7 protein-coding genes are annotated in these 15,809 nt (G+C 57.4%); 5 read left to right on the top strand and 2 right to left on the bottom strand.

From position 1 onward, the window contains the following. Positions 1-62 precede the first annotated feature (62 nt). Positions 63-3,344, bottom strand: coding sequence for a TonB-dependent receptor (locus FTW19_RS12870; RefSeq protein WP_147648011.1), 3,282 nt, complete (start codon positions 3,342-3,344; stop codon positions 63-65). A gap of 126 nt (positions 3,345-3,470) precedes the next feature. Beyond that, the gene (locus FTW19_RS12865) at positions 3,471-4,622 is read right to left on the bottom strand and encodes a glycerophosphodiester phosphodiesterase family protein (RefSeq protein WP_147648010.1); all 1,152 of its coding nucleotides are present in this window, start codon (positions 4,620-4,622) and stop codon (positions 3,471-3,473) included. An 84-nt stretch (positions 4,623-4,706) separates the two neighbouring features. Here FTW19_RS12865 and FTW19_RS12860 point away from each other — a divergent pair, with 84 nt between their 5' ends. The 5 genes from FTW19_RS12860 to FTW19_RS12840 all read left to right on the top strand — a co-directional run bounded on the left by FTW19_RS12860 (position 4,707) and on the right by FTW19_RS12840 (position 15,472). Then, positions 4,707-6,038, top strand: a complete 1,332-nt coding sequence (locus FTW19_RS12860; RefSeq protein WP_246153266.1) for a lipid-A-disaccharide synthase — start codon at positions 4,707-4,709, stop codon at positions 6,036-6,038. A gap of 43 nt (positions 6,039-6,081) precedes the next feature. Continuing rightward, positions 6,082-8,040, top strand: a complete 1,959-nt coding sequence (locus FTW19_RS12855; RefSeq protein ID WP_147648009.1) for a M1 family aminopeptidase — start codon at positions 6,082-6,084, stop codon at positions 8,038-8,040. Positions 8,041-8,685: 645 nt separating this feature from the next. Further along, the gene (locus tag FTW19_RS12850; RefSeq protein ID WP_147648008.1) at positions 8,686-10,410 is read left to right on the top strand and encodes a hypothetical protein; all 1,725 of its coding nucleotides are present in this window, start codon (positions 8,686-8,688) and stop codon (positions 10,408-10,410) included. A gap of 68 nt (positions 10,411-10,478) precedes the next feature. Beyond that, entirely contained in the window at positions 10,479-13,382 is a 2,904-nt protein-coding gene (locus tag FTW19_RS12845) for a TIM-barrel domain-containing protein (RefSeq protein WP_147648007.1), read from the top strand. 5 nt (positions 13,383-13,387) lie between these two features. After that, positions 13,388-15,472 (top strand): glycogen debranching protein, encoded by a 2,085-nt coding sequence (locus tag FTW19_RS12840; RefSeq protein ID WP_147648006.1) that lies wholly within the window; start codon positions 13,388-13,390, stop codon positions 15,470-15,472. The last annotated feature ends 337 nt before the right edge of the window (positions 15,473-15,809 follow it).

Below are 15,809 nucleotides of genomic sequence, written 5' to 3'. Positions count from 1 at the left end.
ATACAAACAAAAGCGGCAGACGTTTGTCACGCCTGCCGCCGGATAAAGTACAGGATTACACCCTAGAACAGAACCTTCGCTCCAAACTGCACGATGCGCGGATCGAAGGTGCTGGTGATGGTGCCACCCGTCAGGCCGCTGGTGCCGGCGCTGATGCCGCCGCCCGGCGTGGTGAAGTTGGTGTGGTTGAAGGCGTTGTACATCTCCCCACGGAACTCAATTTTGACGGACTCAAACGGCGTCTGGAAACGCTTGTTGATTGCCAGGTTGAGCGTGTTGAAGGTCGGCCCACGGCCCGGATCACGAGCCATGTTTCCAAATGGATTGCCGCCGGCGGTAGGCAACGAAACTGCGGCCAGGTTGATGTACTGCAACGCCGTTCCCGTGGATTTCGATTTATCCAGAACATTCAGCGGTACACCGCCAACCCGGTTCGGACGGTACAGGTTGGCTCCGCGATAGCTCGCCGCGATACCGGAGACCTGCGTCGCTGCAGCCGGAGTGTAGTTGATCTGATACGGGAAGCCGCTGGCAGCCGTATTGATTGCCGAAACCTGCCACTGGCCCAGGACTTCGTTCAGTACGCCACCGGTGTTCATCCAATGACGTCCCTTACCAAACGGGAGTTCATATACCAGTGACGTGATGTTGTAGAGCGGCTGGTTGTACTCCGATTGTCCATAATCGCCACGCAGGTTGTAGTAGTCCTGCGGAGATGGAGTATTGGCTTCCAGCGAAGCACCTGCATTGTCCAGAGCGTGCGACCAGGTGAACGAGTTCAACAGGGTAAGTCCACCGATCAGGTGTTGCTCATAACGCGCCTGCAACGAGTCATAGTGCGAGTACGCTGTGTGCATGGCGATGGTGATATCACCCCATGACGGAATCGGGCGCGCGTAGTTAAGGTTCGGGTTCTTCTGGTTATAATTCGCCAGTTGCAGCAGCTTCAGGCCATGGTTGCCGACGTAGGCAACATCCACCAGAGCGCCGTGCGGAAGTACGTGCTGAACGTCCACGTAGTAGTTATGCACATAGCTGTCGCGGTAACGGTTCGAGTCGATGTAGGCAACGTTCGCTGTGATCGGGTTAAAGTTCAGAGTGCTTGTCGGGAAGCCCTGATCCATCTTCACGTAGTTGGCATTCGGCACACCACTGGGCCGCGGAGCCTGCGACACCGTTACAAACAGAGCGTTGGGCGGATTGATTGCCAGGATATTGCCGGAACCGGCGCGATCGTAGTGCGAGAAGCTAACGCCGTAGCCTCCGCGGAGAACAGTGTTCGTGCTAAGTGCATACGAGAAGCCGAACCGCGGAGCAAAGTCATTCTTGTCCGGCTGCATCGCATAGCGATTACCGCTCTGTGCTGCGGTAACCATCGAAAGCGTTGCCGGGTCAAAGTTCGCCTGCTGATTCTTCTGCTCGTAGTAGGGCGTCGTGTACTCATACCGGACGCCGATATTCAGTGTCAGCTTGGGAGATACCTTCCAGTCGTCCTGCACATACGCAAAGTGCGACTGGTTCCGCAGGTGGGCAACGAAGTAGGACGAAAGCGTGTAGATGCTGGTCGCCCCCCACAGGAAGTCGGCAACGTAGTTGTCTGAGTTCGCTGCTGCCGTCGTGCTGTCACGGCTGTAGGCGCCTGCGTACGTGAAGCCGCCATACAACGGGTTCGTGTCCTGTACCGCCATCCAGATCTTCTGGTACTCATAACCAAACTTGAGCGAATGCTTCCCAACGCCCCACGAGTAATTCACCTTCGGGTCGAGGAGCGCAGGGTTCTGGAACTGCGGGTTGGTTGCCTGTCTTCCCAACGCCGTAAAACCGGTGATGGTGATGGACGGGATGCCGCCTGCGACGAGGGGATCCGATGGGAGACCGGGGAAGGTAAAGCCCGGATTCGTGCCGATCGAGAGAGAGTACTTTCCAGCCTTGGTGCGGGAAAGACCGAGACGGGCATCGAGCAACTGGTTTGCGGCAATGACGCGTGTATAGCCCACCGCTACCTGTTGATCCAGAATCCGCTGCTTACCGTTGGAGTTGCCGTCGAGCGGCAGACCGAAGATCGGGAAATCCGTCGCATTCTGCTTCAGATCGCTGACGCGGAGGAAGAATGAGTTCTTCTGATTGGGCGTAAAATCGAGACGAAGATCGCCTTTATCGGAAAAATTCTGCGAGCGCTGCAGCGTTGTGAAGTTGTTACTGGTAGCGGTGCCAGGGTTCAGCCCCTTGATCAGGCCGGCAATTGTCTTCGCTGCAGGAGAGATATTCGCGTCGTTCAGAATGGAAGTACCGGCGGGATATATCTTTCCGGTGTAAGGATTGTCAACGGGACGGCTGAAGACACCGTTCAACTGGCTGATCTGAGGCAGTGTCGCCGAGGCCACCTGTTTACGTGCCTGCCGGAATCCTTCGTAGTCCAGGAAAAAGAACAGCTTGTCCTTCATAATCGGACCGCTGAAGTTTCCACCAAACTGATTCCGGTTGAATTGCGGCTTCTGGCCACCCGGCGGACGGAAGAAACCAGTGGCATTTAGGACGGTGTTTCGCACGAACTCATACGCGCGGCCGTGGAACTGGTTCGCACCCTGCGCAAATGCCGCATTGATCACTGCACCCGAAGCGCGGCCATATTCCGCGGTCTCGTTATTGGTTACAACCTGAAACTGCGCAATTGAGTCCGGTGGAGGCTGAATGATCTGGTTCGAGAAACCCTGATTGGACTCGCCATAGGCGTTGTTGTCCATACCGTCCAACAGGAAGTTATTGAAGATGGAGCGCTGGCCGTTGACATTGAATGAACCTTCACGAACCAGGCCGGTGTTCGAAGTAGACGACAGGCTGTTGGCAGCCGCACGCACACCGGTGGAGAGTCCAATCAGGTCAGAGTAGTTACGGCTGACGAGCGGTAGAGCCGCTGTCTGATAGTTGGTTACGATCTGGCCGCGCTGGCTGGTATCCGTCTCCAGAAGGGCCGCGGCAGCAGTTACCTCAATCACCTGCGACGCGCCGCCTACATTGAGCGTGACGTCAACACGCTGGCGTGCCGCGATGCTGACCGATACGCTGGGAACGGTCGTGGAGGAGAACCCCTCGCGGGTAACCTCTACCTTGTAAGTGCCGACACGCAGAGCCGGAACTTCGTAGTCACCCGTGTCATTTGAAGTACGTGTCGACACAACGCCGGTTGCTGTATTGGTTACTGTCACCGTTGCGTTGGGAATAACAGCGCCTGAAGCATCGCGCACCGTTCCGAGAATGCTTCCGTTCTCGTACTGCGCATGGGAGATCAAGGTACACGCAAGACATACGTATACCGCAAAGAGGAATCTCGCTATGGTTCGCATGTTTGCACCGTAGGGAACCTGCGTTGCAGGGCGGTGACTAGAAGATGAATATAAGGTTTCAACCCCTGCGTTTTCGCAGGAAAACCCGTCCCGCACCAAGGGCACAGAAGCACGGGACGGTATCTTTTACTTCGTCTCTTCCGGCGAAAGACGAAGCGCCTCGGGAACGAATTCGCTGCTGAGCAACTTCGCGTTATTCGTCAGGTAGTACGTCGGAATCGCGGGAAACTGCTCTTCCACGAGCTGCAGGGTCCGGAAGTCGAAGCTCTGCACCTCGGCGCGGCCGATCATCTTCTCCCGCGTGATGGCTCCGCAGAGCGCGCCGACAAACTGCTGCGGGCCGACCGTGTGGTTCTTATAGAGGTCTGCCGGAACATTCGTGTTCTGAGCTCCGGCCACCTCGGCCGGAAGCCGGTCGGGCATGATCTTGGTCTCCAGATTGAACCGCACCGTTGCACCCGTGGCGGCGCGCTCGGCAGCGTGAGGTGTGTTCTTTCCTGCCCCGCTCTTGTAGTACTCCGTGTAGAACTTCACAAAGCGGAAGAGCTGCGCGGCATTGGTGGGGGCGTAGGGGCTGGGCATCTTTTCCAGCTGGGCGAAGGCGACAGCCACCGGCGAAAGCGCCAGGTCGTTCTTCTGGTCTGGACCGAAGTGCAGCTTGTCACAGATGAAGGTCTTCTGAGCCTCCGCCATGGAGATGGTGTTGATATAGACACGGTTCTCCATGGTGTAGGACGCTCCGTCAGCGCGGCGGCAGCTCTCCGGGTTGAGGAACTGATCGTGCCAGATAAGGGAGACGCCGTCGGTCGTGACGCCGGTATCCGTTTCCAGCGTGGTCGCTCCCTGGTCCATGCCGTTCTCGAACGAGGGCAGGGTATTCTCCGGGCGCAGTCCGCGTCCGCCGCGATGCGCGGCGATATCGAAGCCCTTCAGCGGCTTTCCTGCGGCGCGAAGATCCTCAACGACCTTGTGCAGGATGTCGGGGCGGTCCGAAATGATGCCATCCACGCCCAGATCAATGAGCGCTTTCATCTTGGCCGCATCGTTGGTCGTCCATGGAACAACCTTGAAGCCGGCGGCATGGAGCGTATCGACGCGCACTTTGGCGTTGGGTCCAACAACGCTGGAGTCTACCGGCGACAGCACCGGCGTATGCTTTGCACCTTTCGCGCGGGCATGCTCGCCCGCCTTCTTCATCAGAGCCAGGTAGGGATCGCTGCTCTGCGCCATGGCAAAGCTGCTCAACAACGTCATACAGGCAATCGTACGCTTCATCATGTATTCACTATGCAGGCCCTGGATTAATGCAGCGTTGCACTGGCTGGCCTGGTACGGCCTTAGCCTAGTAGGCTGAAGGCATTGGTGCCAAGTCTGACAGTGCCTGGTTCGCTCCGTATTAAGCCCAACCCGACGATCTTTGTCTCTGCCGGCGAAGCCAGCGGCGACCACTATGGCGCGCAACTGATTGCGGCCCTCAAAGCGGACCTGCCACAGGCCACCTTCGTAGGCCTGGGCGGCCTGGAGATGGAAGCCGCCGGACAACAGCGCGTGGTACGTGCCGAAGACGTCGCCCACATGGGCATCACCGAGATCCTGCGGCATATCCCGAAGATCTATGCCAGCTATCGCCGTCTGATCCGCGCCATCCGCGACCGGAAGCCGGATGTAGCCGTGCTGATCGACTTCCCGGACGTCAACTTCCGCCTGGCAAAGGAACTCCATCGGCAGGGGGTGCCGGTCGTTTACTTCGTCAGCCCCCAGCTCTGGGCCTGGAAGAAACGGCGCCTTCGCTGGGTGCAGGAACGTATCTCGAAGATGATGGTCATCTTCCCCTTCGAGCAGCCGTTCTACCGGGCGCGCGGCGTCGATGCGGAGTTTGTCGGCCATCCTCTGGCAGAGCTGCCGCTTCCCTCTTCCAGCCGCGAGGAGTTCGCTGCGCAGCACGGCCTAAACCCTGACAGAATCTGGATCGCCCTTCTCCCCGGAAGCCGTAGGAAAGAGATCCAGGCGAACCTGCCCAACATGCTGGAGGCGGCCAAACAGCTTTCCCTGAATCCTGCCGTCCCTCCGGAGATGCTGGAGCCGCGAAAAGAATCTGTTGTGATGGCAACGTTCCATGTCACGTCTCCCGAAGGAATGCTGGGGCGCTCATGCTACGAGTTCCTGCTTCCGGTCGCATCGACTCTGAATCCCGAGGTCATCCGAGAGGTGATCACCTCCCTGCCTCAGCCCACCGTCCGCCCGGTCCTGGTATCGGACGCCCGCGAAGCCCTGCACCATGCCACCGTCGGCGTCGTCGCCAGCGGCACGGCGACCGTCCAGGCGGCGGTGATCGGCAATCCGTTTGTGGTGGTCTATAAGGTCTCTCCGCTGACCTTCCGGCTAGCCAAGAAGCTGGTCTCTTATCCGCCGGAGATTCCGGCTCCTTTGGACAAGCATGGCAACCTGCCCATTGCCATGGCCAACCTGATCGCCGGCCGCAGAATTGTTCCGGAGCTGCTGCAGGAGAACTTCACTCCGGAAAAGCTCGCCGATCTACTACGAAGCTGGCTGGCCGATCCGGCGAAGCTGGCTGCCGTCCGGCATGACCTGCATGCTCTGCGGCTTCAACTTGAACCCGGGAAACCCGGAGAAACCGCCATCAGCCGGGTAAAAGCAGCGGTACTCCAACTACTTGGCGAAACCTGCGTCTAACCGACTGTTGGGAGTACCATTTCCCCAGAGGATATCGAAGAGAATGTCCGGCCGCGTCCGCTATCTGCTTGCTCTTGCTGCGATTTCCGTCAGCGCTTATGCTGCTCCCCTCCGTCCCCAGGTCGATGTCAGCGGGTACGTCATCACTGCCGATCTCGACCCGTCAAAGAATGAGCTGACGGCTACGGCCAAGGTCACCTTCACCGCCCTGGAGGACCTCTCCAGCGTGACGCTGGAGCTGAATAACGGCCTCAAGATCACCAAACTGACCGACGGCGCCGGAGCGACCCTCTCGGCCGACCGCGTCGCGACAGACTCGACCGTTCACATCACCCCCTCCAAGCCGCTGGCCAAGGGTGAGACGGCCACCTACACCTTCGAATATGCCGGCGTGCTGAAAGACGCCGATACCAGCCCGGTAGAAGGTATTAAGATCGCCGCCGTTGCGGACCCCATCTCGATCCTGCTCTACCCCGGCCGCTGGTTCCCCTTGAGCGGCCTCTATACCGACCGCTTCACCGCCGAGATGCACATTGTCGTCCCCAAGGGCGAGACCGCAATCGCCAGCGGAGCGGGCGGACACAAAGACATCGCGGGCGGCAAGACCCAGTTCGACTTCAACTGGACCAAGCCGGGACTTCCAGGAACTGTCATCGCCGGCAAGTTCGCCGAGAAGACCGTTGGCAACATCCGCACCTACACCACCGAGAAGCACGCGGGAGATGCCGCCGGTTACGGCGAGACTGCCGCTAAAGAGTTCGAGTTCATGAGCTCCACCTTCGGCCAGCCGGAGTCGACCCGCGTGAACCTGGTGGAACTCCCCGATGATGCCGTGAGCTCGACCTGGGGTCCAGAGATCGCCGCCATCGCCGGCAGCCGCTGGTCCGACCGGAACAGCTATCGTCTGCTTGCCAACACCGTGTCACGCCAGTGGTGGGGCAGCGAAATCTCTCCCGCGACCCTGAACGATGCCTGGATCACCAATGGCATGGCTCGCTATTCCGAGCTGATGTACATGGAAGACGCTAACGGCAAGAACTCACTGCAGAGCGCCATTCCCGATATCTCCGCCGGCGCCCTGGCCTATGACACGGTGCCCATCTCTTCCATCGGCCGACTGGATCCATTCTCGCCGCAGTTCCAGTCCATGTCGTATGAGAAAGGCGCCATGGTCTACCACATGCTCCGCTGGGAGATCGGCAACGACAACTTCATCAAGTTCCTTCGCAACCTGCTCTCGGTCTATACCGACAAGAGTGTCCGGTCGAGCGACCTGCAAAGCCTGGCCGGAAAGATGAACCCGCAGGCCACCACACTCGAAGCCTTCTTCGCACAGTGGATCGACGGGACCGGAGCACCTGCCTTCCAGAACAAGTACACCGTCTTCCGTCTTGGCAGCTCGAAAGGCTTCCGCACCATCGGCCAGATCACCCAGGATCTTGACCTCTTCCGCATGCCGGTAGAGCTGCGTATCGAGACCGACGGTAAGACCGAGATTCGCCGTATCGATGTCTCCGGATCCGAGTCGCAGTACACGGTTGAAACCTTCGGGCGTCCGCGTCGTGTCACTATCGATCCGGACAACTGGGTGCTGAAGTCCACTCCCGATCTTGCCGTGCGCGTTGCCGTCTTGCGCGGTCAGCAGCAGGCTGCCCAGGGCGATCTGATCGCCGCGCTGAATGAGTACCAGAAGGCGTTGGACGCGAACAAGAACTCATCACTCGCCAACTATCGCATCGGCGAGATCTTCTTCCTGCAGAAGAACTACCAGTCGGCAGCGAACGCCTTCCGCGATACCCTACGCGGAGACGGCGATCCCAAGTGGACCGAGGTTTGGAGCCACATCAAGCTGGGCAACATCTTCGACGTTACCGGTCAACGCGATCGCGCCGTGAATGAGTACCGCCTCGCCATCCAGACCAACGACAACACCCAGGGCGCCATCAACGAGGCCCGGGCACGCATGGCTTCGCCCTACAAACGGGAGAAGACGGACGAATAAATCGGAGGTCATAATCTCCACTCGGAGGTCATCATCCTCGTGTGGAGATTAGAGCATTTTCCCTGTAGGTGTAGAGTAGGCCCTCCGCATCTATGGGCGTTTTCCGCAATGAAAACGCCGCTGCACGCCCCTTTCGGAATACCCAGCCACAGGGAAAATGCTCTAAGACCTCCGTAGAGAACCTATCCGTAAATGTGCTGAATAGAAGCAGACCAAGCAGGTGTCAATATTCATCCACATCATTCGCGGTGAAGTCCTTCATCGTGTACGTAAGGGTGATATGGACGCCATACACGCATGGTCCGTTGCACTTCAGCCCGTGCATTACCGACCGAGCAAGAATTTCATTTGTCATTTGCTCGTGATGTTGGTACAGTCGGTTTCTATTCAGTTCAAGAGTCTAGGCTCCGCTTGCAGTAAACACCTTTCCCAGATCTGAACAACGTAATTGCGTTTCAAGTAGCTGGATATCCGCAGCGTCGATCGCGACTGCTCGGTAGACCATCCATGCTCGCGCTTCATCGGTTGTGCGGACCTGCGTAGTACCGGGCCTTTAAATTCATTCTGGTTGTGACAAAAGAGGCTGTGAAACCGGCGCAAATTGCGCTGGCTCTGTGCTGCCTCTTGGAAAGAATCGGGGTAATCATGCAGAGAAAATGGATTCTCCTCTCGTTCGTTGGCGGCTTAGTTGTCATCGCCTCATTGGCAGGTTTCTACCTGGTTAGGCGAACAGGCGCTCAGCCATTACAGGCTGGCCTGCGGCAGTTTCCTTCAACACTTTCACCACAGCTTCCTTACGATGTAAACGCTGCTCAGATCGAGGCGATGATGGCGGAGGTCCATCCGCAGAACGGCGGCGAGTACTCGCCCCACGACACGGAGCTTGTACTCAAAGCGCAACGGGAGTTTGACATCCTCTCGTGGCAGGCCTTCCTGGCGTTGAACTGGCCGCAGCAGTCCTATGAGTCGCCGCAGTCGAGCTTCAATGCAACTTCTGGTCAGCCTCTGTGGAGCTATTGGGTTCCGATCGAAAAGATCTTTCTGCCAAACGGCGCTCGGCCCCAATTTCCATGGAATCCCGCGCAACAGGTGAAGGACGCAGCCACCAACGGCATCTCTTTGACGATGACAAAAGCGGCATGGCGCCAGCAGGCCTCTGCCAGCGATAACTTCCAGGCCTTTTCCGGGCCGCTGGTTGACCAGAACGGCAAGTGGGCTCGCTATGAAGCAATGGTGAATCCAGAGGAGTACGAATACCTCTACAAGAACGAGCTCTATAGCATCGATGGCCAGATTCGCTTCAGCAATCGAGACGTCAACCAAAGCGAAGTCGCGATGCCGCTCAATTCCGGAGATAAGAAGCACGGATCGATCGAGATCAAGCTCTCATGGAAGGAACTTGGACCAAACGACGACCGGTCACGTTTCTATACGAAACGGGTTCGTGTTGAGCTTTCCGAACCAACCAACGGTGGGCCGCCGCAGTACCGCACCATCGATGCAGGTCTCGTCGGAATGCATATTGCGATGCGCACCGAATCTTCTCCGGAGTGGATCTGGAGCACCTTCGAACAGATCGACAATGTACGTCAGAATCCCCTGGAACACGGTGGCCTGAGCCACGCAAACTTCATGAACCCAGCGCTGAAGAACGTTCCCGTGAACGTGCTTCCGGCAAAGAACGGTGATTGCACCAACGGCACGAACTGCCAGACCTGGTATGAGAACCTGACCACCACACCTGTCCAGACGTCTCGCGTACAGGTTCCGCTTCAGCATGGCCTCAACCCCATCGATGACAAGATCAGCGAAGCCGTAGCGGAGTTGAACAAGCAGGTGCAGGCACTGCTTCACAGCCAGGGCTCCGTCTTTCAGTATTACGAGCTGATCGGAACGCAGTGGCCCGTACACAAATTCGCTCCCGCTTATGCCGGCGGCCAGGGCAGCGCCCCGGAGAGCATTACCAATAAAACCCCCGGCGACGTGGTTCCGGTCTTCCTGGTGAACACCACCATGGAAACGTACTTCCAGAAGGGCGGGCAAAATGCCGGCTGCCTGGAACAGGATGACCGTCTTCCCGACAACTGCACTGCCGACAACACACCGGTATCAGGTACAGAGAGCTGCGTCGGTTGCCACTATTCCGCCGGTATCGCCACGGGTTGGAAGCGAGACATGAACGGGAATCCAGTGATTGTCAACGGAGTGAAACAGCCTATCTATGGAGAGAACGGCCACTTCGGACGTTCGGCCCATGCCAGCTTCAGCTGGATGCTGCAGATTGAAACCAGTAAACAAAACCTGGGAGCGGAAGCAAGTGTTCCGGCCCGAAAGCGTTTCTCAATGCATACACCCAATCGCCAGCCGTAGAGCATTTTTCCTGTAGGTGTAATGCTCTAGAACTCCACCTTGAAGAGCAGCAAAGGGGTCATTTCGCAATGAGTGTTGATTCAAGAGATTCCAGCTACCGCTATGTTCCCGTCGATGGCTTCAACCCGAACAGTGCAACAGGATGGACATCATTCGGCAATGTAAGCCAATGTCTCTATGACAAAGGTGATGGGATCTTTACCCTGACCGGCACAGGATCGGGAGGCGGTCAGCCTCCTGAACTCAAGATTTATGTGCTTGGGCCGGCGGCATTCCGTGTGCGCTTCAATCCCCAAAACGACTACAGCATGGATGGCTCCTTCGCTGTGGTCAACAAGGATCTGGGAGCACCGGCAGTCAACATTCTGCAGAATGACTCCGTCAAACTTTCGGTAGATCTGGGCGCTCTGCGGCTCGACGTCCTCTTTCAGCCATTCACCGTGCAGGTGTACTGGAAGAGCCATCTCATCAGCTCAGATGTAGCGCCGGGCCTCATCTATGTTGCCAACGGCGGCAACGCCGTCGCCAACTTCAAAACCTATCCTGCAAATGCCAACTACTTTGGCGCCGGAGAAAAGGGCGGCAACGACCTGCGGTTGAATGAAGCTGCCCTGACCTTCTTCAACTACGACAATTTCAAATACTGCGGCCAGAACACAGACGATCCCCCCGCGCCTAACGGCGATGGGTTTCTGAGAGTCATCCCCTACAACTCCAACTACAACGACCCCACGGTGCAGCCCGGGCCACTGAACTGGTCCGAACCGCTGTACAACTCGATCCCCTTCTTCCTCGAGGACAACCCGAATCCCCTTGACCAGGGCGGACACCCCACCGGCGCTCCGTATGCCTATGGCATCCTGCTGGACAACGAGTCCCAGAGCTACATGAACTTCGGGGCCAGTTCCAGCTACAACGGCAATATGTACGGCAAGTACTTCTTCGGCGCACTCTATGGAGAGATCGATTATTACTTCATGGCCGGGGATGCCGCTCCGGATGTATTGCGGCAATACTCAACGCTGGTAGGCCCGGCTGCCCTAGCTCCCATGTGGGCGCTTGGAAACCACCAGGGATGCTACGGATATTACGACCAGGGCCGGGTGCTGAATGCGATTCAACAATACCGCGCAAGCAACATCCCGCTCGACGGCATGCACATCGATGTCGACTTCCAGAATAACTACCGCACCTTCACCGCCAGCCAGATGAAGTTTCCCAATGGGGGAGCGGACTGCTTCTCTCAAGCAGCGGCCATGGGCGTCAAGTGCAGTACGAATATCACCGGAATCGTGACGATTCAGCCTCTCGATGAAAACGGCAATGCCACGCCGTATTCCGTACTGCAATCCGGACTCGCCATCAATGCCTTTGTGCAGGACAACCGCGCGGAAGGCCAGGGGCCGGCTTATCCAAAGCCCTTCGTCACCAATGAGAGCTATGGAGTGAACTACGGGTTCAATCCATATCCATCGCCAGGCGCTCCTTACAATCCCGGTCCAGGAACGGCGCTGGGGACCTATGGCTACTACGCGGACCTCGGCCAACTGCAGTTCCGTGATTGGTGGGGTGAACAATACAAGCCACTGCTCGATGCCGGACTCGAGATGGTGTGGCAGGACATGACCGATCCTGCAACGCAACCCAGTGTCGGCGACTCGGCGCCCTATAAGACACTCCCGCTCAACGTATTAATGTTCGATTACACGCAGAACAAGATGGTGCCCAGCGCCGAGATCCACAATGTATTTGCTCTCAACCTGATCAGCGCAACCCATACGGGCATGATCAGGCTCCGCAAAGCGGCGGGCGTCGACAAGCGGCCATTCATCATCGCCCGCGGCGGCTACGCGGGAGTCCATCGTTACGCTGCCAGCTGGACAGGTGACTCTGCCTCTGACTGGAACTTCCTCTCCATCCTGATCCCGGAGATCCTCAACTTCGGTCTATCGGGTCAGCCAATGTCAGGCGCGGACATTGGAGGCTTTGCGACCAGCTCCGCCGGAGGCTCCGCGAATGGCACTGGGCCGAATGGAGTCACCAATCCCGACCTGATGGCCCGCTGGACCACCGTGAGCGCCTTCATCGGCTGGTGCCGCAATCACTATGACGGATACAACAAGCAGTACCAGGAGCCGTACGCATATCCGGATCCCTGCCAGTCCGCATGCCGCAAGTACATTGAGATCCGCTACAAGCTGCTGCAGCTCTTCTACGACATGCTGTACCAGTGCACACAAACGGGTCTTCCCATCTGCCGCCCATTGTTTCTTACCGATCGCCAGGATCCCGGTGTGTATCAGGAAGCATTCCTGAACACTCAGTTCATGGTGGGTAACGATCTGTTGATCGCGCCGATCATTCAACAGAGCTGGAACCGTAACGTCTATCTTCCGGCAGGCAGTGACTGGTTTGCTTATCAGGATGCGCAGGCTCCCCTGCCGCAAAAGAACGCGGGCGGCCAGAGCTTCAACTGGTATGCGCCGCTTGACCTGGTGCCGATGTACGTTCGTGCGGGATCGATTCTTCCGCGGCGCGAACTTGAGCAGTACGTCGGTCAACTGCCTCTGTGCCCACTTACCTTCGAGTGCTATCCCGGTCCCGATCGCGACTACACACTCTACCTCGATGACAAGATCGGTACAGGCTACCAGGAAGGCAAGTACAGGCTTACGACCATTGCACAAAAGACCGTGCCCAGCGTACGCACCGTAACGATAACCCGGACCTACGACCAGTTCACACCCAAGGAGACGTTCTTCTACGTCTCTCTCCTGCAGACGACACATCCCGCCAGTGTCACGGTCAACGGGACCGCGGTTCCCGACCTCACAAGCTCCAATGACCAGGCGGGCGCTTCTGCACTCGCAGCCTCGAACGTCAATGCCTTCTACTTCAACGTCTCTCTGCAGACCGTCTTTGTGAAGGTCTTCGATACAGCTTCTGTTCTTACAGCAGTGGCCAACTTCTAAAACGTATGCCCTTCGCTACTCGAGCAGGCCAACCACAACCCCTGGGAGCAACGGTCAACCCGTCAGGCGTCAACTTTTCCCTGTTCTCACAGAACGCCACACGGGTTGACCTGCTCCTGTTTGCCTCACCGCTGGACCCTGCGCCCTCGCAGGTCATCACGATTCAGCAACCGACGATGTTCTACTGGCATGTCCAGGTGGATGGCCTGCAGGCGAATACCGCCTATGCCTTTCGCGTACATGGCCCATCCAGTCCAACCGACCTGACGAACTTCGGCCACCGCTTCAAACCCAATAAGGTATTGATCGACCCTTATTCGCGAGGCAACATCGATACCCTCTGGGTTGCCGCGCCATCAAAGGACAACAGCGATAACGTTGCACAATCCATGCGCAGCATGGTCATCGACGACTCCGGCTACGACTGGGAGGGCGATACTCCGCCGAATACTCCGCTCGAGTCCACAGTGGTATATGAGCTGCATGTGCGCGGCTTTACGGAGTCGCCATCGTCGAATGTTGCTAACCCGGGAACCTTTTCCGGCCTGATCGAGAAGCTGCCCTATATCAAATCGCTCGGTGTAACCGCCATCGAGCTGATGCCGGTCTTCGACTTTGATTCCAAGACCCCGAAGAGGATCAACCCAACAACAGGCCAGGGACTGAACAATTACTGGGGATATGATCCCATCTGTTTCTTTGCGCCGCATGCGGAGTATTGCGTCTCTCCCATGACTTCAAGCCACGTCAACGAATTTCGAGATCTCGTCAAAGCAGCGCACAAGGCGGGCCTCGAAGTCATCCTCGATGTGGTCTTCAACCATACCGGCGAGGACGATCAGAACGGCCCGGTCATCAGTTTCAAGGGCATCGACAACAGCGTCTTTTACTTCCTGCAACAACCGGACCATACGTTCTACCGTGGAGACCTTACCGGATGCCCAAACGCTGTGCGCTGTAATCACCCTGCATTGACCAAGATGCTGACGGAGAGCTTGTCCTACTGGGTTACCGACATGCATGTCGATGGTTTTCGGTTTGATCTCGGCGCCGTTCTGACACTGGGAGAAGACGCCCAGGAGCTGGAGTACCCGCCGATCGTCTGGGCCATCAACCTGGATGAACGCTTCGCCAATACTAAGGTCATCGTCGAACCCTTTGGAGGCGATCAGGGAAACGTGCTGGGGAAGTTCCCGGACATTCGGTCAGCTACCTGGAACTTCCAGTTCAAGAATGTGATCAGGCGTTTCGTCCGAGGAGATGCCGGACTTATCAGCCAGGTCGCCAGCCGCCTCTGCGGCAGCTCCGATATCTTCCAGCAATCGGGCTACGGTCCGCACAACGGCATCTCCTACGTTACCTGCCACGACGGCTTTACCCTGAACGACGTAGTCAGCTACAACACCAAACACAACGAAGCGAACTTCGAAGACTCAGGCGATACGGACAACATCAGCAACAACTATGGAGTAGAAGGCTCCACCGCCGACCCGGCGATCAACGCCATCAGAGAACGCCAGATACGCAACTTCCTCGCGCTTCTCTTTCTCTCCCAGGGAGTTCCCATGCTGCTGGGAGGCGATGAATGCCGCCGCACACAACAAGGGAACAACAACCCTTACATCCAGGACAACCCAATCAGTTGGTTTGACTGGACCTTGCCCGCAACGGAAAAAGATCTCGTTGCTTTTACCGCCGGCATGATCGACTTCAGGAAGCGCCACCCGACGCTCTGCCGACAGACCTTTTTCACTGGCCAGGTTATAGCCGACGGCCTGCAGGATATCTCTTTCCATGGCTGCAACCTATATCAACCCGGCTTCAATGATCCGAACTCACGGGTACTCGCTATCACGATCGCCGACCCAACGGGTGTAGAGCATATCCACGCGATCTTCAATATGGAGTTCACCGCGCTTCCCTTCCAGCTGCCGCAGCTTCCGGGAAGACAATGGTTCCGCTTCGCGGACACTGTTCTGCCAGCGCCCAATACGATCGCGGCTCCAGGGACAGAGCTAGCAATCACAACGCCGAGCTACTTCGCCAGTTCAAGGTCCGTGGTGATCCTCGTATCGAAGCTCGCCCCATAAGAAGATACAGAACAGCAGCACCACATGCCTGACAGACACGCTGGCTACGTCCCGTCTGTCCCCAGGTTGAAACAGTATCTTTCGTGAACCCAGTATCGGTGTCCATCACACGCACTTTCGCAGCGGACACGACAGGACCATTTTGATCGGTGATTACACCTAGCAACGATCCGGTGGTCTGTGCACGACCACTTGCACAGACCAGAATTAGGAGCACCACAACAATCAGTTTTTCCTGCAAAACATCACATAGTTGACCCAACGGGCCTCTGTCGCAACTCATGACCTGCCTCCGATTCACATCTTTTGGAGCCGCCCGTTCCATGCCCGTGATGGT

Origin of the sequence: Terriglobus albidus (assembly GCF_008000815.1) — a bacterium.
GTDB classification, from domain to species: domain Bacteria; phylum Acidobacteriota; class Terriglobia; order Terriglobales; family Acidobacteriaceae; genus Terriglobus; species Terriglobus albidus_A.
Note: the sequence above shows the minus strand (reverse complement) of the source record. Positions and strands in the feature narration are given on the sequence as shown.